22 protein-coding genes, 2 tRNA genes and 2 rRNA genes are annotated in these 25,560 nt (G+C 35.8%); 14 read left to right on the forward strand and 12 right to left on the reverse strand.

The window, feature by feature from the left end:
• Positions 1-51: 51 nt before the first annotated feature.
• From QWY90_RS10680 to QWY90_RS10700, 5 genes are all read right to left on the reverse strand, one after another.
• A 23S ribosomal RNA gene (locus QWY90_RS10680) occupies positions 52-2,936 on the reverse strand.
• Between the two features lie 191 nt (positions 2,937-3,127).
• Positions 3,128-3,201, reverse strand: a tRNA-Ala gene (locus QWY90_RS10685).
• A 139-nt stretch (positions 3,202-3,340) separates the two neighbouring features.
• Positions 3,341-3,414, reverse strand: a tRNA-Ile gene (locus QWY90_RS10690).
• Between the two features lie 87 nt (positions 3,415-3,501).
• Positions 3,502-5,013: ribosomal RNA gene (locus tag QWY90_RS10695) — 16S ribosomal RNA — on the reverse strand.
• The 16S and 23S rRNA genes sit together here with 2 tRNA genes alongside, the layout of an rRNA operon.
• Before the next feature lie 687 nt (positions 5,014-5,700).
• Entirely contained in the window at positions 5,701-6,369 is a 669-nt protein-coding gene (locus QWY90_RS10700; RefSeq protein WP_290285916.1) for a DUF4294 domain-containing protein, read from the reverse strand.
• A 125-nt stretch (positions 6,370-6,494) separates the two neighbouring features.
• Between QWY90_RS10700 and QWY90_RS10705 the strand changes: the two genes are divergently transcribed.
• On the forward strand, positions 6,495-7,583 hold the full coding sequence (locus QWY90_RS10705; protein ID WP_290285917.1) for a M42 family metallopeptidase: 1,089 nt from the start codon (positions 6,495-6,497) through the stop codon (positions 7,581-7,583).
• 79 nt (positions 7,584-7,662) lie between these two features.
• On the opposite strand, the gene QWY90_RS10710 is transcribed toward QWY90_RS10705, so the two are convergent.
• The 5 genes from QWY90_RS10710 to QWY90_RS10730 form a co-directional block, all read right to left on the reverse strand.
• Entirely contained in the window at positions 7,663-8,151 is a 489-nt protein-coding gene (locus tag QWY90_RS10710; protein WP_290285918.1) for a hypothetical protein, read from the reverse strand.
• Between the two features lie 193 nt (positions 8,152-8,344).
• Positions 8,345-8,719, reverse strand: coding sequence for an ankyrin repeat domain-containing protein (locus QWY90_RS10715; RefSeq protein WP_290285919.1), 375 nt, complete (start codon positions 8,717-8,719; stop codon positions 8,345-8,347).
• A 174-nt stretch (positions 8,720-8,893) separates the two neighbouring features.
• On the reverse strand, positions 8,894-9,841 hold the full coding sequence (locus tag QWY90_RS10720; RefSeq protein WP_290285920.1) for a phosphoribosylaminoimidazolesuccinocarboxamide synthase: 948 nt from the start codon (positions 9,839-9,841) through the stop codon (positions 8,894-8,896).
• A gap of 123 nt (positions 9,842-9,964) precedes the next feature.
• Entirely contained in the window at positions 9,965-10,918 is a 954-nt protein-coding gene (locus QWY90_RS10725) for a PhoH family protein (RefSeq protein WP_290285921.1), read from the reverse strand.
• Positions 10,919-10,938: 20 nt separating this feature from the next.
• Positions 10,939-11,430: a hypothetical protein gene (locus QWY90_RS10730; RefSeq protein WP_290285922.1), complete on the reverse strand. Its 492-nt coding sequence runs from the start codon at positions 11,428-11,430 to the stop codon at positions 10,939-10,941.
• Between the two features lie 138 nt (positions 11,431-11,568).
• On the opposite strand from QWY90_RS10730, the gene QWY90_RS10735 reads away from it, so the two are divergent.
• From QWY90_RS10735 to QWY90_RS10765, 7 genes are all read left to right on the forward strand, one after another.
• Positions 11,569-12,393, forward strand: a complete 825-nt coding sequence (locus QWY90_RS10735; RefSeq protein ID WP_290285924.1) for an SAM hydrolase/SAM-dependent halogenase family protein — start codon at positions 11,569-11,571, stop codon at positions 12,391-12,393.
• Positions 12,394-12,414: 21 nt separating this feature from the next.
• On the forward strand, positions 12,415-12,711 hold the full coding sequence (locus QWY90_RS10740; RefSeq protein WP_290285925.1) for a putative quinol monooxygenase: 297 nt from the start codon (positions 12,415-12,417) through the stop codon (positions 12,709-12,711).
• Positions 12,712-12,779: 68 nt separating this feature from the next.
• A complete protein-coding gene (gene gldF, locus QWY90_RS10745) occupies positions 12,780-13,505 on the forward strand; it encodes a gliding motility-associated ABC transporter permease subunit GldF (RefSeq protein WP_290285926.1) in 726 nt (241 codons plus the stop codon).
• Complete coding sequence (gene gldG, locus QWY90_RS10750) at positions 13,505-15,190, forward strand: gliding motility-associated ABC transporter substrate-binding protein GldG (protein WP_290285927.1); 1,686 nt, start codon at positions 13,505-13,507, stop codon at positions 15,188-15,190. The genes gldF and gldG overlap by 1 nt, the downstream gene beginning before the upstream one ends.
• Before the next feature lie 146 nt (positions 15,191-15,336).
• Positions 15,337-16,455 carry a DNA polymerase III subunit beta gene (gene dnaN / locus QWY90_RS10755; RefSeq protein ID WP_290285928.1) on the forward strand — a complete coding sequence of 373 codons (1,119 nt, stop codon included), beginning with the start codon at positions 15,337-15,339 and terminating at the stop codon, positions 16,453-16,455.
• Positions 16,456-16,683: 228 nt separating this feature from the next.
• Positions 16,684-17,007 carry a hypothetical protein gene (locus QWY90_RS10760; protein WP_290285929.1) on the forward strand — a complete coding sequence of 108 codons (324 nt, stop codon included), beginning with the start codon at positions 16,684-16,686 and terminating at the stop codon, positions 17,005-17,007.
• Positions 17,008-17,091: 84 nt separating this feature from the next.
• Positions 17,092-17,778 (forward strand): LipL32 family surface lipoprotein, encoded by a 687-nt coding sequence (locus QWY90_RS10765; protein WP_290285930.1) that lies wholly within the window; start codon positions 17,092-17,094, stop codon positions 17,776-17,778.
• 51 nt (positions 17,779-17,829) lie between these two features.
• Here QWY90_RS10765 and QWY90_RS10770 read toward each other — a convergent pair whose 3' ends face one another.
• Positions 17,830-18,663, reverse strand: a complete 834-nt coding sequence (locus QWY90_RS10770) for a universal stress protein (protein ID WP_290285931.1) — start codon at positions 18,661-18,663, stop codon at positions 17,830-17,832.
• A gap of 191 nt (positions 18,664-18,854) precedes the next feature.
• Between QWY90_RS10770 and mnmE the strand changes: the two genes are divergently transcribed.
• The 4 genes from mnmE to QWY90_RS10790 all read left to right on the forward strand — a co-directional run bounded on the left by mnmE (position 18,855) and on the right by QWY90_RS10790 (position 22,798).
• A complete protein-coding gene (gene mnmE, locus QWY90_RS10775; RefSeq protein ID WP_290285932.1) occupies positions 18,855-20,252 on the forward strand; it encodes a tRNA uridine-5-carboxymethylaminomethyl(34) synthesis GTPase MnmE in 1,398 nt (465 codons plus the stop codon).
• A gap of 162 nt (positions 20,253-20,414) precedes the next feature.
• The gene (locus QWY90_RS10780; RefSeq protein ID WP_290285933.1) at positions 20,415-21,164 is read left to right on the forward strand and encodes a CHAD domain-containing protein; all 750 of its coding nucleotides are present in this window, start codon (positions 20,415-20,417) and stop codon (positions 21,162-21,164) included.
• A 241-nt stretch (positions 21,165-21,405) separates the two neighbouring features.
• On the forward strand, positions 21,406-21,627 hold the full coding sequence (locus QWY90_RS10785; RefSeq protein ID WP_290285934.1) for a helix-turn-helix domain-containing protein: 222 nt from the start codon (positions 21,406-21,408) through the stop codon (positions 21,625-21,627).
• A gap of 22 nt (positions 21,628-21,649) precedes the next feature.
• Entirely contained in the window at positions 21,650-22,798 is a 1,149-nt protein-coding gene (locus tag QWY90_RS10790) for a PAS domain-containing sensor histidine kinase (RefSeq protein WP_290285935.1), read from the forward strand.
• A 12-nt stretch (positions 22,799-22,810) separates the two neighbouring features.
• On the opposite strand, the gene QWY90_RS10795 is transcribed toward QWY90_RS10790, so the two are convergent.
• Positions 22,811-23,284 (reverse strand): hypothetical protein, encoded by a 474-nt coding sequence (locus QWY90_RS10795; protein WP_290285936.1) that lies wholly within the window; start codon positions 23,282-23,284, stop codon positions 22,811-22,813.
• Between the two features lie 531 nt (positions 23,285-23,815).
• On the opposite strand from QWY90_RS10795, the gene QWY90_RS10800 reads away from it, so the two are divergent.
• Both QWY90_RS10800 and QWY90_RS10805 read left to right on the forward strand, forming a co-directional pair.
• Positions 23,816-24,394, forward strand: a complete 579-nt coding sequence (locus QWY90_RS10800; RefSeq protein ID WP_290285937.1) for a hypothetical protein — start codon at positions 23,816-23,818, stop codon at positions 24,392-24,394.
• Positions 24,395-24,537: 143 nt separating this feature from the next.
• Positions 24,538-25,560 (forward strand): hypothetical protein, encoded by a 1,023-nt coding sequence (locus QWY90_RS10805; protein ID WP_290285938.1) that lies wholly within the window; start codon positions 24,538-24,540, stop codon positions 25,558-25,560.

Raw genomic sequence — 25,560 nt, forward strand, 5'->3', positions numbered from 1 at the left:
TTGTTTAAAAAGAAAGAAAGTTTGCTGCGCCCCCGAAGGGGCGCAAGCGGTGTACATAAGCTTACGGGTTATTAGTACTACTCGACTATGACATTACTGCCTTTACATCTATAGCCTATCAACGTAGTCATCTCCTACGACCCTTAAAAGAAATCTCATCTTGTGGTGGGTTTCGCGCTTATATGCTTTCAGCGCTTATCCCTTCCAAACGTAGCTACTCTGCGGTGCTCCTGGCGGAACAACAGATACACCAGAGGTTTGTCCAATTCGGTCCTCTCGTACTAGAATCAGATCCACTCAAATTTCTTGCGCCCACAATAGATAGAGACCGAACTGTCTCACGACGTTCTGAACCCAGCTCGCGTGCCACTTTAATGGGCGAACAGCCCAACCCTTGGGACCTTCTCCAGCCCCAGGATGTGACGAGCCGACATCGAGGTGCCAAACCCCCCCGTCGATATGAGCTCTTGGGGGAGATCAGCCTGTTATCCCCGGCGTACCTTTTATCCTTTGAGCGATGGCCCTTCCATGCGGAACCACCGGATCACTATGCTCTACTTTCGTACCTGATCGACCTGTATGTCTCTCAGTCAAGCTCCCTTATGCCATTGCACTCTACGCACGGTTACCAAGCGTGCTGAGGGAACCTTTAGAAGCCTCCGTTACTCTTTTGGAGGCGACCACCCCAGTCAAACTACCCACCAAGCAATGTCCCCCGAATTACGGGGTTAGACCTCAGATAAGCAAAGGGTGGTATTTCAACAATGACTCCACAACGCCTGGCGACGCCACTTCATAGTCTCCCACCTATCCTACACATCACTTATCCAAGACCAATACTAAGCTATAGTAAAGGTGCACAGGGTCTTTTCGTCCCATTGCGGGTAAGCGGCATCTTCACCGCTACTACAATTTCACCGAGCTCATGGCTGAGACAGTGTCCAGATCGTTACACCATTCGTGCAGGTCGGAACTTACCCGACAAGGAATTTCGCTACCTTAGGACCGTTATAGTTACGGCCGCCGTTTACTGGGGCTTCAATTCAATGCTTCTTCTTGCGAATAACATCTCCTCTTAACCTTCCAGCACCGGGCAGGTGTCAGGCCCTATACTTCATCTTACGATTTTGCAGAGCCCTGTGTTTTTGATAAACAGTCGCCTGGACCTCTTCACTGCGGCCCTCATTACTGAGGGCGACCTTTCTCCCGAAGTTACAGGTCTATTTTGCCTAATTCCTTAGCCATGAATCTCTCGAGCACCTTAGGATTCTCTCCTCGACTACCTGTGTCGGTTTACGGTACGGGTACTGTTAATCTAAGTTTAGAAGGTTTTCTTGGAAGCCCTTAGGCGCACTATCACTTTGTCCGAAGACTCCGTGTACTATCGCATTTCCCCAAATCCTGCGCATTTAACTACAAGACTTATAGGTAGGTGCTTTAACGAACTATTCCGTCAGTTCGCGGCGCTTTCATCACTCCGTCACTCCATCACAATTAACAGTAGTACGGGAATATTAACCCGTTAGCCATCGACTGTCCCTTTCGGGTTCGCCTTAGGACCCGACTAACCCTCAGCTGATTAGCATAGCTGAGGAAACCTTAGTCTTTCGGTGTGCGGGTTTCTCGCCCGCATTATCGTTACTTATGCCTACATTTTCTTTTCTAACCAGTCCAGCATGCCTTACGACACACCTTCAACCCTGTTAGAATGCTCCCCTACCACTTGTATTTACATACAAATCCATAGCTTCGGTACTATACTTATGCCCGATTATTATCCATGCTCGTCCGCTCGACTAGTGAGCTGTTACGCACTCTTTAAATGAATGGCTGCTTCCAAGCCAACATCCTAGCTGTCTGGGCAGACAAACCTCGTTATTTCAACTTAGTATAGATTTTGGGACCTTAGCTGATGGTCTGGGTTCTTTCCCTCTCGGACTTGGACCTTAGCACCCAAGCCCTCACTGTTGGTGAACATTATATAGCATTCGGAGTTTGTCAGGAATTGGTAGGCGGTGAAGCCCCCGCATCCAATCAGTAGCTCTACCTCTATATAACTTTATAACCAACGCTGCACCTAAATGCATTTCGGGGAGTACGAGCTATTTCCGAGTTTGATTGGCCTTTCACCCCTACCCACAGGTCATCCGAAGACTTTTCAACGTCAACCGGTTCGGACCTCCACTATGTGTTACCACAGCTTCATCCTGCCCATGGGTAGATCACACGGTTTCGCGTCTAACACTACTGACTAAAGCGCCCTATTCAGACTCGCTTTCGCTACGGATCCGTGACTTAATCACTTAACCTTGCCAGCAACGTTAACTCGTAGGCTCATTATGCAAAAGGCACGCCGTCACCCCACGAAAGGGCTCCGACCGCTTGTAAGCGTATGGTTTCAGGATCTATTTCACTCCGTTATTCACGGTTCTTTTCACCTTTCCCTCACGGTACTGGTTCACTATCGGTCTCTCAGGAGTATTTAGCCTTAGCGGATGGTCCCGCCAAATTCAGACAGGGTTTCACGTGCCCCGCCCTACTCAGGATACCACTATCCTTATCTTCTCTTACTTATACGGGACTATCACCCTCTGTGGTTAACCTTTCCAGGTTATTCTAATTCAATCCGCAAGAAATGTCGTGGTCCTACAACCCCAGCATTGCCGTAACAACACTGGTTTGGGCTAATCCGCGTTCGCTCGCCACTACTTACGGAATCACTTTTGTTTTCTTCTCCTCCGCCTACTTAGATGTTTCAGTTCAGCGGGTTTGCTCTCCTATCGGAGTGACATGTCTTCAACATGCCGGGTTGCCCCATTCAGGTATCTACGGATCAATTCGTGTGTGCCAATCCCCGTAGCTTTTCGCAGCTTATCACGCCTTTCATCGCCTCTGAGAGCCTAGGCATCCCCCATACGCCCTTATTTTGCTTATTGTACCCAACACATAATTAAATGTGCCGTTGTTTTTTGTTTACCACTATTACTAGTAGCAAACGCTTTCTACTTTTTAAATATTTTCTTATCTCAATATGTCAATGAACTTTATTAATTTGAAAATTTGATGATTTGAGAATTTGAAAATGAATCTTCAAATCTTCAAATTGATTAATCTTCAAATCAATTTGTGGAGAATATCGGAGTCGAACCGATGACCTCCTGCGTGCAAGGCAGGCGCTCTAGCCAGCTGAGCTAATCCCCCAATCTAATGGATAATTGTCAATTGATAATTGATAATTATTTTTTCAATTGAGTTTTTAACCAATTCTAGAATTTCCTTTTTAAGCTTTTACAGTTTACTTTCATTATCAATTGTTAATTATCAATTGTTAATTAAAAAGTAGTCCCGCCCAGACTCGAACTGGGGACCCCTACATTATCAGTGTAGTACTCTAACCAGCTGAGCTACGAGACTCTGTTTTTTTGCTTATTATAATATTTGAACTAACAGCGAGAGTAATTGAATTTATGATTTGTAACTATACCTTATTATCGTCTCTAGAAAGGAGGTGTTCCAGCCGCACCTTCCGGTACGGCTACCTTGTTACGACTTAGCCCTAGTTACCAGTTTTACCCTAGGCAGCTCCTTACGGTCACCGACTTCAGGTACCCCCAGCTTCCATGGCTTGACGGGCGGTGTGTACAAGGCCCGGGAACGTATTCACCGGATCATGGCTGATATCCGATTACTAGCGATTCCAGCTTCACGGAGTCGAGTTGCAGACTCCGATCCGAACTGAGAACGGTTTTATAGATTCGCTCCTACTCGCGTAGTGGCTGCTCTCTGTACCGTCCATTGTAGCACGTGTGTAGCCCAAGGCGTAAGGGCCGTGATGATTTGACGTCATCCCCACCTTCCTCACAGTTTACACTGGCAGTCTTGTTAGAGTTCCCGACTTGACTCGCTGGCAACTAACAACAGGGGTTGCGCTCGTTATAGGACTTAACCTGACACCTCACGGCACGAGCTGACGACAACCATGCAGCACCTTGTAAATTGTCTTGCGAAAAGTCTGTTTCCAAACCGGTCAATCTACATTTAAGCCTTGGTAAGGTTCCTCGCGTATCATCGAATTAAACCACATGCTCCACCGCTTGTGCGGGCCCCCGTCAATTCCTTTGAGTTTCATTCTTGCGAACGTACTCCCCAGGTGGGATACTTATCACTTTCGCTTAGCCACTGAGCTTGCGCCCAACAGCTAGTATCCATCGTTTACGGCGTGGACTACCAGGGTATCTAATCCTGTTCGCTCCCCACGCTTTCGTCCATCAGCGTCAATCCACTAGTAGTAACCTGCCTTCGCAATTGGTATTCCATGTAATATCTAAGCATTTCACCGCTACACTACATATTCTAGTTACTTCCTAGTAATTCAAGTCTGGCAGTATCAATGGCCGTTCCATCGTTAAGCGATGGGCTTTCACCACTGACTTACCAAACCGCCTACGGACCCTTTAAACCCAATGATTCCGGATAACGCTTGGATCCTCCGTATTACCGCGGCTGCTGGCACGGAGTTAGCCGATCCTTATTCTTACGGTACCGTCAAGCTCCTACACGTAGGAGTGTTTCTTCCCGTACAAAAGCAGTTTACACACCATAGATGCGTCTTCCTGCACGCGGCATGGCTGGATCAGGCTTGCGCCCATTGTCCAATATTCCTCACTGCTGCCTCCCGTAGGAGTCTGGTCCGTGTCTCAGTACCAGTGTGGGGGATCTCCCTCTCAGGACCCCTACCTATCGTAGCCATGGTAAGCCGTTACCTTACCATCTAGCTAATAGGACGCATGCTCATCTTTTACCGTTGGAACTTTAATAGTGACTTCATGCGAAGCTGCTATGCTATGAGGTATTAATCCAAATTTCTCTGGGCTATCCCTCTGTAAAAGGTAGATTGCATACGCGTTACGCACCCGTGCGCCGGTCTCAGATATTGCTACCTTACCCCTCGACTTGCATGTGTTAAGCCTGCCGCTAGCGTTCATCCTGAGCCAGGATCAAACTCTTCATCGTATAGTGTTATGCTGATATCGCTATCTGCATCGTAATTTAGACAAAGGCTAGTCTTTTATTCAAATCTTTTCGATTCTCTTACTCTCTTTTGTTGTTTTAACATCTCTGTTAAAACGGCTGTCAATTCAATATGTCTATGAACGTTTATTCTAATTTTAATCCGCCTTCATTCTCAAAGCGGGTGCAAAAGTAACTATTCTTTTCTAACTAACAAGGCTTTTTAAAATTATTTTTGAATTATTTTAATTCCTCGTTTTTTCAGTATTATTATGAACTTTTAATCTATTGCGGGGTGCAAATATAAAAACTAATTCAACCTCAATCCAAATGTTTTTTGAGGTTTTTTTGCCTTTTTTTTAAGATGTTGATAACTTGTAGTTTACAATAGCTTTACATCGTGGATTTATAAAAAGCTACATTGAAAAACCTGTTTTACATAATCCACAACGCTTAAATACGCTCTATGTAAGCTTTATCTATGGAGTATCTATGCTTGGCCATACTTTAAGCGTATGATATTTTACCACCCCGGCCTGCGGCCACCCCTCAAGAGGGGAATGCTTATGTCATGGATATAGCTTAACGTGTCTTTAGCCCCGATAGCAGCAGCTACCTCGTAGCGCGGATAGCGGGACTGAACTTCCTGAGAACAGGAATAGGTGTGCTCCTAAAATTAAAAAAAATTGTTTACTTTTTGAGTTCTTTAGCTTTCTTCTCCCAGTAATCATATAGTTCATCTATATCTACTGGATTTGCAGGTTTTTGATTGACCAAACTACCTCTTACAAAAGCTCTGTCGAGAATGGATTCTATTAAAAAATCTTCATTCACTTCATAAGGCGCATATTTTGTTTTGAGGTTTATATCGAATAATCTGGCGGTATTATTAGACCAAAATGCTTTCCAACCGCTTTTATAATCTTTAATCAATTCGAAAGTAGTATAGCCTGTTTGACGGTGGATTAGTTTGACTAAGATTTGCCCTTGTTTTCTAGAGAGTTTTTTTAATTGTCCTGTAAACTCATTTTCCATATAATCTTCAACAATTTTGAAGTATTTCTTTTTCTCTCTATTGGTTTTCATTTTATCCATATTCTTATTCAGAACTGTCAGTCTGTCGGCGGCAATTTTGGCAATTGGATATACTTTATAGACTCTGTTTTGAAGTAATTGAAATTCCTTTTTCTCAGCTGCGCTCCACTTATGTCTATAGACAACCACTTCTTCCAGTGGAACAATAGTGTCGTTTGCTTCAATCATGGCATCTCTTTTTGCCAGGGAATCGTTTGTGACCTGTGCATTTGAAATAAAAGAAACGGGAAGCAATAAAAAGAAATAAATTAACTTTTTACTCATACTTATAAAATTGTTTTTTGGGGATTTGTGAATCTTTGATTTCATCAATATATTTATTAGGGTAAAAATATGGAATATCCCTAACAACTGTAATGCCAAATTTATATTTTAGCAAAAAAATATTTATGGCAACAAAATCTATACTTACCAAATCGTCACTTTCCTTTTTAGAAACCTATTTAAATAATGCCTCCCCGACGGGTTATGAATCGAATGGTCAAAAACTTTGGATGGATTATTTGAAACCCTATGTCGATACTTTTATAACTGATACTTATGGTTCGGCAGTGGGAGTAATAAATCCGGATGCTAAATATAAAGTGGTTATTGAAGGTCACTCGGATGAAATTTCTTGGTATGTGAATTATATAACTGCCGAAGGATTGATATATGTAATAAGAAATGGTGGCTCCGATCATCAAATAGCTCCTTCTAAAAGAGTTAACATTCATACTAAAAAAGGTATTGTAAAAGGTGTTTTTGGTTGGCCGGCGATTCACACTCGAAATAGAGGGAAAGAAGAATCAGCAACTTTGCACAATATATTCATTGATTGTGGTTGTACAACGAAAGCTGAAGTTGAAAAACTAGGCGTTCATGTTGGTTGCGTTATTACGTATCCTGATGAATTTATGATTTTGAATGGCAATAAATTTGTTTGCCGAGCCATTGACAATAGAATGGGTGGCTTTATGATTGCCGAAGTTGCACGACTATTGAAAGAAAATAAAAAGAAATTACCTTTTGGATTATACGTTACCAATTCTGTTCAAGAAGAAATTGGACTTCGTGGTGCAGAAATGATCACCAATACTATAAAACCTAATGTTGCCATAGTAACCGATGTTTGCCATGACACAACAACTCCAATGATTGAAAAGAAAATCGAAGGCGATTTACAAATGGGTAAAGGTCCGGTGATTGCTTATGCGCCGGCTGTTCATAATACATTGAGAGATTTGATTGTAGATACGGCAGAAGCAAATAAAATTCCGTTTCAACGACATGCCACTTCAAGAGCAACAGGAACAGATACTGATGCTTTTGCTTATAGTAATGGTGGTGTAGCTTCGGCTTTGATTTCTTTACCGTTGCGTTATATGCATACTACGGTTGAGATGGTTCATAGAGAAGATGTAGAAAACGTTATTAAGTTAATTTATGAAAGCTTATTGAAAATAGAAAATAATGAGACTTTTTCTTATTTCAAATAATACAAAACAAAAAGCATCCCAATAAATCGGGATGCTTTTTTTTAACTTTCGCATGGCTGCGAAAGCAATCAACCTAAACTTATAATTTTATATCTACTGAAATAGTAGTATTGCTATTGTTTATTTTAACACATTGAATTTTACTATTTATTTTTTCAAAATCTAAAGGAAAAAATTCTTTTGAAACAGTACTTTCAATAATTTGATTATCTTCATCAATACTGTCTTCAACTGTTGTTTCTATTGAAAGAGGTTGAACAGTTTCTTCTTTGCTTTCGATAATTAACTTATTTTCCGCTATCACATTTTCGATTGTTCTTACATAAGTAGTTTCAATAACTGCAGATGGATTAAAAATTGCTATGTCAGTTTCATTTGATACTTCATTGTTGCTTGAAGTTTCTAAAATTAATGTAGCTGATTCTTGTTGGTCTAAAACTTGAGTTTCGAACTCTGTAGTTGCATTTGTGTTAGTAAAGCTTAAAACAACTAGTCCTAAAAAAATGATTGATGTTTTACTAACATTTTTTAGATTTCTTTTTTGGTATTCGTGATTCGTTGAATTCATGATGATTTATTTTTTATGATTGATGATTTTATTATTTAGATTAATATCCTATGCAAATATATGGCTAAAAAAAGGTATCTTGTTTTGCATAGTACTTAATATTAACAAAATATTAACATTTAAGCCATTTTTATTGATGTTTGGAAATAAAAAAAGCACCGCTTATAAATAAACGGTTCTTTTAGTTTTGATTTTAAGCTTGTTTCAAATAGTCAACAGCTTCTTGTGATTTAGAATACTCAGCGTATTTTAATGCAGTATTTCCTCTTTCGTCTTTGATTTGTTTGTCGGCTCCTTTTTCTAACAAATATTTAAGAATATCTACTTTATTGTAACGAGCGGCCAACATTAATGGTGATAATCCGTTTGACATTTCGTTTACGTCGCTTCCGTACTCAACGAATTTTTTAACTGTTGCTAAATCTCCTTTGACAATAGCGTTACAAAGTGGCGTGTTGTTGAAATTTACAATTTCTTTTGGAGTTGAAGAAGTTGAAAGACTGCTTGCGACAGCAACATCGGTAAAAGTCACCAGGACTAATCCCAGCATAATGATTGTTTTTTTCATGATTAATGATTTAAATGTTAATGATTAGAGGATAAGACTATCGAGTGTTTAATTCGTTACAAAATATGACAAGCGTGTCAGTTTATTAACTTATTATCTTTAAACAAAATATTTTTACAAAGAAAAACCATCCGCTTTGACGGATGGTTAGTTAAACTTTATTAGGTTGTTATTTTATTGGTTTAGAAAATTCAACACATTCTTTTCTATTCTTTTATTGATATTTGCAATATCTGCTTTGATGAATTTTTCTCCTAATATTTTTTCATACAATTCTATATAGCGTTCGGAAACTGTTTCTATATATTCATCGGTCATATTTGGAATTTGTTGCCCTTCTTTTCCCTGAAAACCATTTCCAATCAACCAACGGCGAACAAACTCTTTTGATAATTGTTTTTGTTCTTCTCCTTTGTCTTGTCTTTCCTGATAACCGTCAGCATAAAAATAACGGGAAGAATCGGGTGTGTGAATTTCATCAATTAAGACAATCTTTCCGTCTTTAGTTTTTCCGAATTCATATTTTGTATCCACCAAAATTAATCCTCTACCAGCTGCAATATCAGTTCCGCGTTGGTATAAAGCTCTGGTATACTTTTCTAAAACCAAATAATCTTCTTCTGAGACAATTCCGTTTTCCAAAATAGCTTCACGCGAAATGTCTTCGTCGTGCGAACCGTTATCAGCTTTTGTTGTTGGCGTAATAATTGGTGTTGGAAATTTGTCATTCTCTTTTAAACCTTCTGCCATAGTTACACCGCAGATTGTTCTTTTACCAAGAGCATATTCCCGTGCAGCGTGACCTGAAAGATAACCACGGATGACCATTTCTACCTTAAAAGGCTCGCATAAATGACCAACAGCAACGTTTGGATCGGGAGTTGCAATAAGCCAATTTGGAACAATATCTTGTGTCAAATGCATAAACTTAGTAGCAATTTGATTTAGAATTTGTCCTTTATAAGGAATCCCTTTGGGCATTACGACATCAAAGGCAGATAATCTGTCTGTAGCAATCATTACCAATAATTCGTCGTTGATGTTATAGACTTCACGTACTTTGCCTCGATAAACTGATTTTTGTCCCGGAAACTGAAAATGGGTTGTAGTTATAGTATTCATTATGTTGTGTTGTTGTGGATGCAAAAATAGGAATTTGAGATTACTTTTTAAACATCAATGTAGATTAAAAAAGAAACCCTATCAAAAAAATGACAGGGTTTTACTTTTTAGAATATAAATCAATTAATAGTCATTATTCTCAATACTCTTGTATGCATCAATCACTTTTTTGACTAATCTGTGGCGAACGATATCTTTGTCATCAAGATAGATAATCCCAATACCTTCAACATCTTTTAAAACCAGTATCGCTTCTTTGAGACCGGAAATCGTTCTGCGCGGTAAATCAACTTGTCCCGGATCACCTGTGATGATAAACTTCGCACTTTTCCCCATACGGGTTAAGAACATTTTCATCTGCGAGTGCGTTGTATTCTGAGCTTCATCCAAAATTACGAAAGCATTATCCAAAGTTCTTCCACGCATAAAAGCCAGAGGCGCAATTTGTATAATTCCTTTCAGAATATAATCTTCCAAAGTTTGTGGTGGCAACATATCGCGCAAGGCATCATATAAAGGTTGCATATACGGATCCAGTTTTTCTTTCATATCTCCAGGCAAAAAACCAAGATTTTCTCCAGCTTCCACTGCAGGACGTGTTAGAATAATTCGTTTTACCTGCTTTTCTTTTAGTGCTTTCACTGCTAAGGCAACTCCGGTATAGGTTTTACCTGTTCCGGCCGGACCAACAGCAAAAACCATATCATTTTTGGCTACAAAATCTACCAGCTTTTGTTGGTTTGGCGTCATCGCTTTAATTAGCTTTCCTCCTATTCCATGCACCAAGATTTTATCACTGTCAGGCATGCGCTGCTCTTCGTGTGAATTACTATGAATGACTCGATCAATTACATTGTCATCAATATTGTTATAACGCGTGAAATGCAACATCAAACGATTGAAACGCTTTTCGAACTCATCGAGTTCTTCTTTTTCGCCAAATGCCTTGAGGGTTGTGCCACGAGCGACAATTTTGAGTTTAGGATAATACCTTTTAATAGTTTCAAGATGAGCATCTTGAGCGCCCCAAAATTCTTTTGGTGCGATGTCGTGTAATTCAATGATACGTTCGTTCAAAAGCGGTAGTATTAAAATTATTAATTCAGTGTAAGTCGTAATCCCAATCCATTCCCTTTAGCAACAAATTCTAATTTTCCATTGGAAATACCTGCTGTTTTTTTGTCGGGATGAAACTTGTTGAAGTCATCCATCGCTTGCTTTATTTTTTTGGAATAACCTATTTTAACCGGAATAGAAGCTACTATAGCAGCAGCACCAATAAAGGTTAAAACGCTTGGATATGGGTGCGAGTCAGTTGCAGTAGTATTCATAACTCCATTAAGCAAATCTGCTGCCATAAATCCAAGACCTCCAATTAGCAATATATTTCCCATTGTCTTTTTATTTCTTCCTGAATTGTATAAGCCTAATGAATTTTTATCAACTTTAAGTATTTCCCTGACTTCATCCGGAGATAATTTCTTATTTTCAGTGTTATAAATTTTACCTCCTGATTTATAAACTAATTGTTGTCCCTTAGCATTAAAAAAAAGTAATGTGAAGAAAAGAAAAAAAATGTATTTATGCATAGAAATAAAATGTTAATCAAAAAGGAAATCTGCATTTCCAATGCTAAAAATAAATTAGCTTTGTATCCAAATTTAATTAAATAAAACATTAGGTTTCACTATTTTTGGAACCGATTTCAACCAAGTTATAAACAATTTATGTCAATAATCACCTTAACCACCGATTACGGATTAAAAGACCACTTTGTCGGTGCTTTAAAAGGTAAGTTGTTGTCAGAGTTTCGCGAAGCTACAATTATTGATATTTCTCATAATATTGACGCTTTCAATGTTGCTGAAGCTGCTTATATAATAGGTGCAGCTTATAGTAGTTTTCCAAAAGGAACCGTTCATTTAATTGGCGTTGACATCGAATTGAATACTGAAAATCAACATATTGCCATGCAATGGAACGATCAGTACTTTGTTTGTGCTGACAATGGGATTTTGAGTATACTGATACAAAAGATTGTTCCGCAAAAACTGGTTACCATTAATATACACGATCGTTTGCCGAATGACGCCACCGATTTGGATGTATTCGTAAAAGTAGCGTGTCATTTAGCCAAAGGCGGATTACTTAATGTTATTGGTAAAGAAATTAAAACCATTAAAGAAGTAACCGAATTACAAGCCATTGTTCAGGAAAATCAGATTAAAGGCTACGTTATTTATAACGATCATTTAGGAAATGCCGTGACCAATATTTCAAAAAAAATGTTCTTAGAAATGGGCAAGGCTCGACCTTATGAAATTCAATTTAAGAATAAAACTATTAAAACCATTTTGCCAAAATACTCCGATATAGGGATTTCCGAAAAATACCCTTTAAAGTATTATGAAGGAGAAAAACTAGCAATTTTTAACGAAGCCGGTTTTTTGGAAATTGCTATTTTTAGAAGTAATCCCGAGACTGTTGGCTCGGCTTCCAGTTTATTGGGATTGAGTTATCGAGATGTGATAACGATTGAGTTTAAGAATTAAGGAATAAGTTAAAAGAAAATTATGTTTATAAGAATAGTAAAAATGAGTTTTCACGAAGAAAATATTCCAAAGTTTTTGGCGAATTTTGATTTGATGAAAGAAAAAATACGAGGAGCAAAAGGCAATAGCTTTTTGGAATTGTATCAGGATAAAAATAATCCGTGCATTTTCTTTACTTACAGCTTTTGGGAAACCGAAGATGATTTAGAAAATTACCGTCGTTCTGAATTGTTTTACGATGTTTGGACATTCACCAAAAAACTATTTAATGAAAAACCGGAAGCTTGGAGTGTGGATAAATTAGTAAGTTTAACTTAAAAAGTTGTCGGTTTTCAGTTATCGGTTAAAAACAGAAAACAGAAAACGGATAACAGACAACAAAAAATATGAAATCAATAGCGTTACGCGAAATAAAATCTTTCTTTGGTTCCCCAATTGGTTACCTCGTGATTGGATTATTTCTATTGCTCAACGGATTATTCCTTTGGGTTTTTGATGGCGAATACAATATCTTGCAAAGTGGTTTTGCCGATTTAAGTCCTTTTTTTACGTTAGCACCTTGGATTTTCATTTTCCTGATTCCGGCAGTAACGATGCGAAGCTTTTCGGATGAGAAAAAGCAAGGCACAATTGAATTGTTATTAACCAAACCGTTATCGCTTTGGCAAATTGTAAATGGAAAATTTCTAGGTTCGTTTTTACTGATTGTAATTGCGCTTTTACCAACTTTGGTATATGTTTATGTTATCAATAGTTTAGGCATGCCCGAAGGCAATATCGATATGGGAAGAACAATGGGTTCTTATTTTGGATTGCTATTTCTGGTTGCTGCATATACTTCTATCGGAATTTTTACGTCTACGCTTTCTGAAAATCAGATTGTGGCATTTTTACTTTCGGTATTTTTATGTTTCCTTTTTTATTTTGGATTTGAAGGCATTTCAACTCACGCTAAAGGTTTTGAAGATGCAGTTTCCCGAATTGGTATGGATTATCATTTTAAAAGTATGTCGCGAGGCGTTTTGGACACTAGAGATATTCTGTATTTTGTAAGTATATCATTTCTATTTTTATCGTTCACAGTTTTTAAACTTAAATCCTTAAAATCGTAATGAGCGCTACCAAAAATAATTTCAAAAAAATCCTTATTACTATTGGAATTATAGTAATAGTAAATGTAGCTGGGCATTTCGTCTTTAAACGTTTTGACTTAACTGCAGACAAACGCTATACACTTTCGCAAACGTCTTTAAACATTGTTGCCGATGTCAAAGAACCTTTATATATTGATGTGTTTCTGGAAGGCAATTTTCCGGGAGAATTCAAAAAATTACAAACGGAAACCCAACAATTATTAGAAGAATTTAAATCGAATAATTCTAATATTATCTTCCAATTTGTTAATCCGTTAGAAAAAGAAGAAGAGAAAGACAGCATCATGCAATCTTTTATACAACGTGGCTTAACTCCGGTAAATGTTACCGTGAATGACAAAGGACAACAAACTCAGGAAGTAGTTTTTCCATGGGCAATAGCTACTTGTGGCAATCGTTCGGTAAAAGTGCCGTTACTTAAAAATATGATGGGTGCCTCAACAGCCGAAAAAGTGGTGAGTTCGGTGCAGCATTTAGAATATGCTTTTGCCAATGCTATCAATACTGTTGAAAAAGCCAAGCAAAGGAAAGTAGCCGTCATTCAAGGAAATGGCGAGTTACCGGATGCTTTGATGGCTGATTTTATAAAATCGGTTAGAGACAATTATTATATTGGACCATTTACTTTAGATTCGGTTGCCAAAAGTCCGGTAGCCAGTTTGAAATATTTAAAGAAATATGATTTAGCTATTATTGCTAAACCCACAGAAGCATTTTCTGACGAAGAAAAACAAGTCTTAGACCAATTTGTCATCAATGGTGGAAAAACGCTTTGGTTAGTCGATCAGGTCAATATGGAAATGGATAGCCTTTACAATCAATCGGGTTCTAACTTGGCATTCCCGAGTGATTTGAATCTGAATGATATGTTCTTTAAATATGGCATCCGAATTCGTCCTGATTTAATTTTTGATTTACAAAATACTCCAATTGCTCTGGCATCGGGCGGACAAGGAAGCGCAACACAGTATACTCAATATCCTTGGTTTTATTCACCGTTGATATATCCAACGTTTAAAAACAACCCTATAGTTAGTAATTTGGATGGAATAAAGTTTCAATTTACGAGTCCGATTGAACCGTTGAATAATGCTATTGACAAAACTATTTTATTGCAATCATCACAATATTCGAGACTTGTAGGTACACCTGTTGAAGTGAATTTGAAAATGGCCTCGGAACGACCAGACCAAAAAGATTTTGTTGGAACTGGGAATTATCCGGTAGCTGTTTTGCTGGAAGGAAAATTTCATTCGGTATACGAAAACAGAGTATTACCGTTTAAAGATTCCACATTTAAAACTTCGGGGAAAGAAGGAAAAATGATTGTCATTTCGGATGGCGATGTTATCAGAAATCAATTAGACAAAAATTTCCAACCGCTAGAATTGGGTTATGACAAATGGACCAATAATTTGTATGCCAACAAGGAATTTATGATGAATTGCGTCAATTATTTGTTAGATGACAACGGACTTATTAACATTAGAAGCAAGGAAGTCAATTTACCAATTTTAGATAAAGAAAAAGTCTATGCTACCTATACGCAATCACAGGTTATAACTGTGGCAGTTCCATTAGTTATCTTGTTGTTATTTGGTGTGGCATTTACCTTTCTGCGTAAGCGAAAATATAGCACGTAATGTTAATAAAAAACTTTTTGAAATCTATTAGTTTAAGATATATTTGTAAAAATTAAATTCAGATGAAATGCCTCGAACGGCGTTTGTGATGAAATGGTATTAGATGGGCATTCCATCTTCCAATAAAAAATAAATAAAAAATTCAGATGAAATTTATAGTATCGAGTTCATACTTATTAAAACAATTACAAGTTCTAGGTAGCGTTATCAATAGTAGTAATACTTTGCCTATTTTAGACAACTTCTTATTTGAGTTAGACCATAAAAACTTAAGTGTTTCAGCTTCCGATTTAGAGACAACTATGTCAGCTACTTTAGAAATTGATTCAACCAGCAAAGGAAGCGTTGCTGTTCCGGCGAAATTGTTATTAGACATCCTAAAAACATTTCCAGAGCAACCGTTGACTTTCACTGTAGAAGAAAACAGTACAATCGAAATTAGTTCCAATTCAGGGAAATATGCTATTGCTTATGCACCAGGAGAAGAATTTCCAAAATCGGTAAGTTTAGATAATCCGTCATCAACTGTTGTTCCTTCAGAGGTTTTGGCAACCGCGATTAGCAAAACTATTTTTGCTGCCGGAAACGATGATTTACGTCCGGTAATGAGCGGTGTGTTTTTCCAATTCTCTCCTGAAGGTTTGATATTTGTCGCAACTGATGCTCATAAATTAGTGAAATATGCGCGTGCCGATGTGAAAGCTTCGCAGGTTGCCGACTTCATTATGCCAAAGAAACCTTTGAATATTTTGAAAAGTATTCTTGGAACCTCAGATGCTGATGTGACAATTGAATACAACGATTCGAATGCCACTTTCTCTTTTGAAAGTTATATTTTGACTTGTCGTTTGATTGATGGAAAATACCCAAACTATGAAGCGGTAATTCCAAAAGAGAATCCAAATAAATTAATGATTAACCGAATTTTATTATTGAATTCTGTGCGTCGTGTTGCTATTTTCTCTAACAAAACTACACACCAAATTCGTTTAAAAATTGCTGGTGCCGAATTGAATATTTCTGCTGAAGATATTGATTACTCAAACAAAGCTGAAGAAAGATTGACTTGTGATTATCAAGGCGATGATATGCAAATTGGCTTCAACTCAAGATTCTTATCTGAAATGTTGACTAATTTAACTTCTGATGAAATTATGTTGGAAATGTCAATGCCAAACCGTGCCGGAATTTTAACGCCAATTGATGGCTTAGATGAAGGCGAAACCGTTACCATGCTTGTAATGCCGGTAATGTTGAACAACTAAATATAAACTAACCTTTATACCTGAAAACCGTAATTTCGAAAGAGATTGCGGTTTTTTATTGGAGTTTCTTAACTAATTGAAGTAGACTTTTCATTCAAAAAAAATACGAATTTCAACACCTTTAATACAGTTATCTTTGAAATTTCTGCAGTTATCATTTTTATTTACCTTTAAAAACTTAAAGTCATAAATTTATGAATTAAATTTTCTGCCAAATTAAATTCACATATGACAACCAAAAAAATCTTCAATAAATACACGCTTGGTATAATGGTTTTTTCTTTAGCCATGTTAATTGTTTTGAGTTGGCTATTTATCACTTCTTTTAATCTAAAAGAATTATCCGGTGTAGGTTTTAAAGCAAAATCAAATCAGATACCCTATTTACTTCGTCCGTTATACAAAACGTTTCCTAATATGATTGTTTTACTTTGCTATTTTATGTTTACCTATACGGCATTTGTTTATATCAAAGAAAAAAGTATTTTTTATAAAACACTATCGATAATTTCTTTCGTGATGCTATTTTTTATTTTGTATTTACTAACATAAAAATATTATTTTTAACTTTTAAACAATTTTATGGAGACACCGAAAATCCTTAAGAGTAGGACAATAACCTAAAAACAATTAAAAATGAAGAAAAACGTACTTGCAGGATTATTATGCCTTGCTGTTGGAATGACTGCCACAGCTCAAAAACTTGATAAGTTTGGAGCAGATTTAGCTAAAAAATCACTTATGGGAAAAGAAATCAGAGTTCCATACACTGATTTAACGAGTTACTTTGGATTTATCAAGCCAGGTTCAAAACCTGATGAAGTTAAAGGCGGAAAAAAAATGTATTACATCTATGTTTGGATTCCGGTTGCCGCTCCTGAAATTGGAATCAGAATGATTTCTCCAGTTCCTGATAGTGTAAAACCGGGTGAGAAAGATTATCAATCTGCTGATTACACGGCTAATGCAGCAGACACAAAAAATTTCTTTGACACTTGGGTAACATTTGAAAGAGCAGAAGGGATTTTCAAAATTGAAGATGTTGCCGGTAAAGCTAAATCGGCTAGTTGGACAAAAATTGATAGTAATGATGATTCAGGTGAAATGCCTGCTCAACCGTCGGGAAGTAAATATAACTCTTTGATGAGAATCACAAGCGATACTTCTAACCCAATAAAATCTCTTGTAATGGGATTATACCGCATCGGATTTACAACCTACAAAACAGGTGAAGTGCAAGGAAGTTTCTTAGCTCAGCTAGGTGCTCCAATTAAACTTCCGGGTGTACAAGTAGCTGTAAACCCAGCAGACATTAAAAAATAATAATAGTACATAAAAACTAAAAAGTCCCTCTTTTTGAAAGAGGGACTTTTTTTATTCGTGAAATGCTAATATTGGTGTTTTCAAATGATACGATAGTTTTTGTGTGGTAGTGTTTGTGAAAAGTTCCACAAAAAAATTCCGTTTATACGTTAGCATAGCCAACAAATCTATGTCCTGACCAGTTAGAAAATCTTCTATAGTCTCTTTTACATTTTCATTAGGAATTATAAAAAACTTTAGATTTTCTTCTGTATTAAAAATAGACTCCCATCTTTTAATATCATCATTAGTAACATCAGAATTTGAGGTTTTTACATAGAGACATTTAACTTTAGCATTTACTTTTTTGGCAAACAACAATACTTTGACTAAAGCTTCTATATCTTTTTTTCTGAATCGAGTGGTGAAGGCAATAGTCTCAATTTTACTATACTTTGCTTCAATTGGCACGCTTAAAACCGGAACTGATATATCGGATATTACACTTCCCGTATTGGTTCCAATAAAAGAATCAATCCAACCCGTTGCTCCTTTGGTTCCCATAACAACAAAATCGATATGCTCTTGATTGATTACTTTTTTTATGTTGTAAATCAAATCACCATCCATAAGAATGTGATTCATAGCAATATGCTCTATATTTCTTTCTTCCATGATTGCTCTAAGTTTTGGCAATTCTTTTTTAAAATGCTCAAAATTGGCTAACTCAATAGTTTCATAAATAGTTCCGTAATTAATTGGCATCGCTTGACTGTCAATGATTGGCAAATCAAAAGTATGTAGTAAAATTAATTCGGCATTAAATATTTTGGCCAATTCAATTGCATACACAAACGCATTTTCTGAGGTTTCAGAAAAGTCTGTTGGGAAAAGTATTTTTTTCATGATTACACGTCTTTAATAATATACCAAATTTAAGACTATAGTATCCAAATAATAATGATAATTGTCAGCATAGTAAAGATTTAACTTTCATTTTAAATTGCACTAAATTTTAAAATTTTTACTTAATCCGTTTTCTTAACTTTGTCACCCAAGACCTTTAGGTTGAATTGAACGAAGTTAAAATTTTAGAAATGATTTCACAGGAAACTATTGTTGCTTTAGCATCGCCTTCGGGTGCCGGCGCGATTGCTGTTATCCGCCTTTCGGGTAAGGAAGCTCTGACCATTGCAGCGAAAGTATTTCAATCCGTTTCCGGAAAATTGATTTCAAATCAAAAAACACATACTATTCATCTTGGGCATATCATGGATGAAGGAAAAGTATATGACCAGGTTTTGCTTTCCCTATTCAAAAATCCACATTCGTATACGGGAGAAGATGTAGTTGAGATTTCGTGTCACGGCTCTACTTATATTCAGCAACAAATTATTCAATTGCTATTGCGAAAAGGCTGCCGTATGGCTCAAGCTGGTGAGTTTACATTGAGAGCCTTTTTAAATGGGAAATTAGATTTATCACAAGCTGAAGCTGTTGCCGATTTGATTTCTTCGGATAATGAAGCGAGTCATCAGATTGCAATGCAGCAAATGCGTGGCGGTTTTTCGAATGAAATAGCCAAACTAAGAGAAGAACTGTTGAATTTTGCTTCACTTATCGAACTCGAGTTAGACTTTGCAGAAGAAGATGTCGAGTTTGCTGATAGAACTCAGTTTAGTGAATTATTAACCCGAATTGAGTTTGTCTTAAAACGTTTAATAGATTCCTTTGCAGTTGGTAACGTAATTAAAAACGGTATTCCAGTAGCAATTGTCGGAGAACCAAACGTAGGGAAATCAACACTTCTGAATGCATTATTAAATGAAGAAAGAGCCATAGTTTCTGAAATTGCCGGAACAACACGCGATACAATTGAAGACGAATTGGTGATTGGTGGAATCGGTTTTCGATTTATTGACACCGCTGGAATTAGAGAAACAAAAGATGTTGTTGAAAGCATTGGCATCAAAAAAACATTTGAAAAAATTGAGCAGGCACAAGTGGTTATTTATTTGATAGATAGTTCTCAATTGAGTTTAGATAACGATAATTTAAAAGAAGTTCAGATTGAATTGGAAAAAATAAAAAATCAATTTCCAATGAAAGCTTTAGTGGTTATTGGCAATAAAGCCGATAAATTATCAGAAGCTCAGGTCTCCAATCTCAAAACTAATATTCCGAATATCTTATTGCTTTCTGCCAAAGAAAAATCGGGCATCGAGCAACTAAAAAACCAACTCCTTTCGTTTGTTAATACTGGTGCTTTGCGCAATAATGAAACTATAGTAACCAACACGCGACATTATGATTCGCTTTTAAAAGCTTTGGAAGAAATTCAAAAAGTAAAATTTGGAATGCAAACAAATTTACCTTCTGATTTAATGGCAATTGACATCAAACAAGCTTTATATTACTTTGGCGAAATTACAGGTGAAGTAACGAATGATGAGCTTTTGGGAAATATCTTTGCGAATTTCTGTATCGGGAAATAGCAACTAAAAAATACTTTAATCGTTTCGAATAAAAACAACATTCTTTTTGCTTGAGGTTGTACTTAAAATCGTCTGTAATAAAACTTTGAAAGACGAAAATATTATATTTAATAAGCAAGACATGAACTAAATTCCAACCATTTTTTTAGCAGCTAACATTTAATGGAAGAGAACTTACTATATTATTTTGTTACAAATTTCCTTAGCACAACAGAGCAATGTCTAACTGCTTTTGCAAAATACCAAAAACCTGAAGGCCTTCATCGTTTGCGTGTAGAAATAAAAAAAATAAAAGCAATAGTCTATTTTGCTCAGGATGTTTATAAAGTAAAAAATGATTTGACAAAGTTGAAACAATTGTTTAATGATGCTGGAACAATAAGAGAACTTCAAATAAATATTCAGCTGCTCAGTGCAATTCCTAATTCTCCTGAAAGACTTATTACTAAATTACAAAACAGAGAAAATATTTTAATTCGAAAATTTATCCGAAACGGACCAAAATACATCAGGCAAATAAATGAATTTCATAAAGAATTATGCTTGCCAAAAATACTCGATGGAAAAAAACCAATTAAAAAATATTTTAAAAAAGAGAAGGAAAAAGCAAATAAGCTGCTTGAAATTGCAGACAGAAAGCTATTACATCGGTATAGAACTAAATTAAAAAAAATGATGTACGTCTATAATGCTTTGCCTAAAAAAATAAGACTCGAGATTGAATTAAATTCCCTAACCATTAAAAAGCAAGAAAAGAAACTTGGCGATTGGCATGATCTTTATTCCGCAATTCGTTTTTTCTCCCATGAAAACTTACCAATGAAGACAATGGAATACTTTTTAAAGATACAAGAAAAAGAAAAAAAACAATTCATTTCTTTGTCTATAAGTCTGTCAGACCAGCACATTTAAAAAATCATTTTACTACCTATATAAAGCTATTGCCAGTAATAGTTTCAAAGCTTTATTTTGGTCATTTTGAAACCAAAATTATTAGCAAATAGCAGTAATTGAAAACAAAATCCTTTTATTACAGTTTCCGTTTAAAATAGTGGTACATTTGAGTGTATTACAATACAAACTAGCGTCATTCCATCCCTATTTGGATGCATCCGTTACTTTCTGTTGAAGTAATAATAAATAAATCCACAAGATGCAAACGTCGAGGGAAATCATCGGAATGATGATAAAATCAAAAAGAGAGGAAAAAGCCATATCACAGCAAGCGCTTGGTGATTTGCTCGACGTAGACAGACAATATATTTGGCGGCTTGAAAATGGAAAAATTAATCTTACCCTTAATTACCTTGATAAAGTAATTGAGAAACTAAATTGCAATCAAGGGGATTTCTTAGTTTTAGTTATCATAGACTAACACCATCGTTTATTTTTTATTAATGGACAATCCGAGTACCATATCTCTTGAGAAAGAAGCAGGTTTCAAAGCTATTTTTAACTATGCCACTATAGGTATTCTGGTGATAAACAGTGATGGAGAAATCCAACTGGCCAATCCATGTATTGAAAAATTATTTGATTATTTAAATGTCGAACTCATTGGTAAAACCGTTGAAATTCTTCTACCCGAAGCATATAAAAAGGAACATGTAAAGAATCGAGACGACTATTTTAAAAATCCACGAGCCCGGGTTATGGGACATGGTTTGAATTTATTAGGAATTAAAAAAGACGGCTCTAAATTTCCGGTTATAATAAGTTTAGCCCATTATCAATTGGATAACGAAAATTTAGCTGTTGCTTTTATTAGTGACAATTCAGAAATAAGCCGTGCTCATGAAGAACTTGAAGCTAAAGTGGAAGAGCGAACAGTGTCACTCACCCATGCCCTTGAACGGGAAAAAGAATTAAATGAATTGAAATCCCGTTTTGTAATGATGGCTTCACATGAATTCCGTACACCTTTGAGCGCAATTCTTTCCAGTATTTCACTTATTGAGACCTATCACAAAGAAGAACAAAAACAAAATATACCAAAGCATATATCACGAATTAAGGCCTGTGTAAAAGATCTTAATACTATTTTGAATGACTTTCTTTCAATTGAAAAAATAGAACAGGGAAAAATAGAAATAAAAAGAGAGAAATTTAATTTATATGATTTCTCAATGGATGTCATAGAAGAGGTCAATGGAATTTTGAAACCTGGACAGTACATTAATTACGTTCACCATGGTGAGAAAGAAATATTACAAGACAAAATAATTTTAAGAAATATTATTTTAAACCTGCTTTCAAATGCAATAAAATACTCTGATGAAAATAAAGTAATTCATTTTATAACTGAGGTGAATGCTGACTTTATTAGCATTACAATACAGGATGAAGGAATCGGAATACCCGATAACGATCAGAAAAAATTATTTAAAAAATTCTATCGGGCCAATAATGTAACCAATATTAAAGGTACCGGACTTGGTTTACATATTGTAAAAAAATATGTAGAGATATTAAAAGGAACAATCCGTTTTAGTAGTTCTGCAAACAATGGGACATCTTTTATACTTGAATTGCCTCTAAAAAAGTGAAGTAAATACTTTTTATTTTTTTTGTTTTAACTCCTTGCCTTGTTTTTTAAAATAAGCATTTTTTATAGAGTCCATTTGCTGCATCATTTTGCGCATATATTCCTGATTCAACTCCATTCTTTTTCTGAAAAAATCATCATGAAAGAAATCATTATATAGCAAGGTGTCACTATAGAACAACTGATTAAAATTTTCGTCTTTCATGAGTGGAAATTGCTTATTAAATATAGGCTTGAACTCCCGAAACAAACTGTCCATTAAAACTTTATCTCCTTTTCTGTTTGCATAAAATGAAGTATAAGTTGAATCATAAGCAATCAAGTTTCCTTGCTTATCATATTTTTTATTGACTTTGATTTCAACCTTAGGCTTTTCGTTGGCGGATTGAGATGTCACTTTTTCTTTTTTCTCTTTCTTATGTTCCTGACCTTGGCAGGAAGTACAAACCAATGCTGTGGCAAGTAAAATACTTATTATTCTTTTCATGATTATTCTGTTTAATTATATCAACTTTTTTTGATGTTCCATTCCGAAGAGTTTTGTTGTTTTTTAATAATAAAACAACTGTCAAAAATATTTATTCAAATTTTACAATTAATTGATAACAATCATTTAAATAGATGATTACTATCATTATCATTTTGAAAAAACCATTTTACCTTTGAGTAAGAATTAAGTTCATAGATATTCCTTAATATAAAAGAATTGATGCTTGTCGTAGGCGGTTGTACAACTAAAATTCCAAAAGGAAAATTAGAAAGTTAATGCTGAAAGTGAAGTATAGTTTCCCGGGTGGAAATGTTGTTGTTTCGAAAGAAGCTTCAGCCCAACACTTAGAAATGAATTATAGTTTTAGCAGGCGTCATACTGAGGTCTCGGTTCATAGCCGAGACCTTTGTTTTTATATACTGTTTCTTATGGTATAACCCTAAATAAAATTATGTAATTCAAAAAGATTAACAATAACCAGATACAAACCAAAACAGAATAAAAACAAAAAAATAAAACCTTAAGGATATGAAAAAAATACTAATTGCATCGTTGTTACTAATTGTCGGGATTAATTCTGGTTGGACACAAAACAAGGATTTCCGGAATTTTAGCTGGGGAAGTCCAATAGAAAAAGTCCGCGCCGAAGAAAAAGCACCATTTTTCTCTAAATTAAAAAATTATGAATTGGAATATGATGACAAACTATTGGGTTCCAATTTCAAGGTTTTATATATTTTTAATGAAAAAAATAAGTTAATCAGTGGAATTTATATTTTTTCAAGAAAATACAGTAATTCCGAACTTTATTATCAGGATTATTCCGTTTTTTTAAAGCTGCTTTCAAAGAAATATGGCGAACCTGATAAAGAAAAAGAAGTTTGGAATAGCACAGATACCGAATTTGACAAAACCAATAAAAAACAAGCCATTGCTGATGGAAATCTTAATCTCTATTCCCTCTGGAATACGGAAAGAACGGCTGTAAAAATTACACTTATAAGTATTGGTAATGAAGTTCCAAGTTTACAGATTCATTATACGTCTAAATCACTGGATGAACTTCAGGATCCTATTGAACTTAAAGATGCTATGAATAAGCTTTAGACTACTATTGGCATAAAAGTTTGTTTCAAAAAGAGCAATGAAAATTATTAATAAATTAAGGCGAGAAATAAATATGGTTTGCTGTTTTAAATTAAAATTTATGCTTTCTACTATCTCAAAAATGAATCTTAATTTACCTCTTTATGAAAAATCTGAACAGACTTTTGTTTTGTTTACCGTTACTGGGATTACCGACGGTATTTATTTCAGGATGTCAGAATAAACAAAAAATACAAAAAGTAATCTCAATCCACGATGCTATTGTTCCTAAAAAAACAGATAGTATCACAATAGATACCGCCGATTATACCAGAAGAATAAAGGCATTATATTCTAACGATGTTTCTAAAAAATGGAAAAGCAAAACGCATTACCCTCTACCTGGTGCTATTCTACCCTATAAAAGAGTGGTAGCATTTTATGGCAATTTGTACTCCAAAAGAATGGGAATTCTCGGAGAACTTCCTAAGGATAAGATGCTGAAAAAACTTCGGGAAGAAGAAGCACAATGGCAGTTAGCTGACCCCACAATTCCCACTGTTCCGGCACTACATTATATTGCTATCACGGCTCAAAGCAAACCTGGAAAAAACAATAAATATAGGCTTAGAATGCCTTTCCGTCAGATTGATACCATCGTCGCGTGGGCAAACAGTATACATGGCATTGTTTTTTTAGATGTACAAATAGGACAAAGTTCAATTAAAGAGGAAGTAAATTCTTTGAAGGGTTTTCTTAAACTTGCTACTGTTCATTTAGCTATTGACCCTGAATTTGCCATGAAAGATGGTGAAATACCGGGAACAAAAATTGGTACTTTGTCATCTGAAGCCATTAACGAAGCAATTACCATTCTTGCCCAACTTGTAAAAGAGAACCATCTTCCTCCGAAAATATTAGTGATACACCGTTTTACCCAACCGATGGTTACAGATTATCAAAAAATAAAAACCTGTCCCGAAGTGCAAATCGTAATGAATATGGATGGCTTTGGCAACAAGGTATTGAAGCGATCATCCTATCATATGGCTATTTACAAGGAACCGGTTCAGTTTACAGGTTTTAAATTATTTTATAAAAATGACACTAGAGGCAAGCAGATTTTGTACACCCCAAAAGAGCTATTGCAATTCACTCCGAAACCTATTTATATTCAATATCAATAA

Source organism: Flavobacterium paronense (genome assembly GCF_030409795.1).
GTDB classification, from domain to species: domain Bacteria; phylum Bacteroidota; class Bacteroidia; order Flavobacteriales; family Flavobacteriaceae; genus Flavobacterium; species Flavobacterium paronense.